We start from the raw sequence: 1426 nt of genomic DNA on the forward strand, positions 1-1426 counted from the left end.
TAATGCCGATCAGTTAAGCCCTATTGCTTGACCTTTGGCCGCAAGAAATCAAAATCCGATGTCTGTACTGGCATCGGATTTTTTTATGCGTCTCGCTCGGGCACTGGAACTGACCCACAACATTGCCTCCACTCCCAACTCAATCGAGGGATTGGATTCCTTGCTCGATCCTTCTTTGGTCGAGCAGGCACTTGAACAAGCAGGCGTAGCGACCCTGCGCAAGCGGCGCTTGCCGTTGGAAATGATGCTCTGGTGCGTTATCTCCATGGCATTCTTTCGGCGGATGTCGGCTTGGGATGTGGTCAGTCGCATGAACATCATGCTGCCTGGGCAACGCCCGTTGGTGGCGCCCAGTGCAGTGGTTCAAGCCCGTCAGAGATTGGGTTGCGAGGCTGTACGACAGGTCTTCCATCTGACTCAGAAAAGTTGGCATGAAGCAGCCGCCCATCCAACCTGGGCCGGATTGCGTTTGCTGGGTGTCGATGGCGTTGTTTGGCGAACGCCCGATACGCCAGAAAATCGAGCACGCTATGACTCGGCCAGTAATCAACATGGCGACACCGGTTTTCCTCAGGTACGCATGGTGTGTCAGATGGAGTTGACCAGTCATTTGCTCATTGGCAGTGCGTTTGACGGCTATCGCAGCAACGAAATGAAACTGGCTGAGCAACTGATCGACACCACGCCTGATCACTCGCTGACGCTGTTTGATCGCGGCTTCTACTCCTTGGGTTTGCTGCACCAATGGCAGCAAGCGGGCACCGAGCGACATTGGCTGATGCCACTGCGCAAGGGCACGCAGTACGAAGTGGTTCAGCGTTTGGGGCGTCAGGATGCTGTGGTCTCGTTAAGCACTTCGCCGCAGGCCCGCAAGCAATGGCCGGGGCTACCAGAGCGCCTGACCGCGCGACTCCTGAGCAAAACCGTCAAGGGCAAGGTGTGCCAGATACTGACGTCGATGACCGACCCGCTGCGCTTTCCATCCGACGAAATCGTCGACCTGTACAGCCAGCGATGGGAGATCGAGTTAGGGTTTCGGGAGATGAAGCAGACGCTGCTCAACAGCAGCTATACGTTGCGTAGCAAGACGCCCGAAATGATTGAGCAGGAACTGTGGGGAGTGTTGCTGGGCTACAACCTGTTGCGTTATCAGATGGTGGAGATGAGTCGCCACTGTCCGGGTATTTACCCGTGCGAAATGAGCTTTACTGCGTGCACCTGGGCAATTTTAGGGTTTATCAACAGCGTCTCGGCCGACCGCTCCGGGAACATCCCCAAATACCTGGCTGAGCTTCATGCCTCAGCCCCGCACTATGTGCTGCCTCATCGGCGAGAGGAGCGCATTTATCCCCGGGCCATCAGGCTGAAATCACCGAAGTATCCGATCAGAAATAAAAATGCCAGTCAGCTTAACTGACTGGCATTA

Annotated in this window: 1 protein-coding gene; it reads left to right on the top strand. The window is 55.5% G+C overall.

Going from position 1 to position 1426, the window contains the following annotated elements:
- The first annotated feature begins 85 nt into the window (after nucleotides 1-85).
- The gene (locus BK658_RS28055; RefSeq protein ID WP_123585144.1) at nucleotides 86-1417 is read left to right on the top strand and encodes an IS4 family transposase; all 1332 of its coding nucleotides are present in this window, start codon (nucleotides 86-88) and stop codon (nucleotides 1415-1417) included.
- The last annotated feature ends 9 nt before the right edge of the window (nucleotides 1418-1426 follow it).

Origin of the sequence: Pseudomonas brassicacearum, from assembly GCF_003732175.1 — a bacterium.
Taxonomy (GTDB): Bacteria; Pseudomonadota; Gammaproteobacteria; order Pseudomonadales; family Pseudomonadaceae; genus Aquipseudomonas; species Aquipseudomonas brassicacearum_G.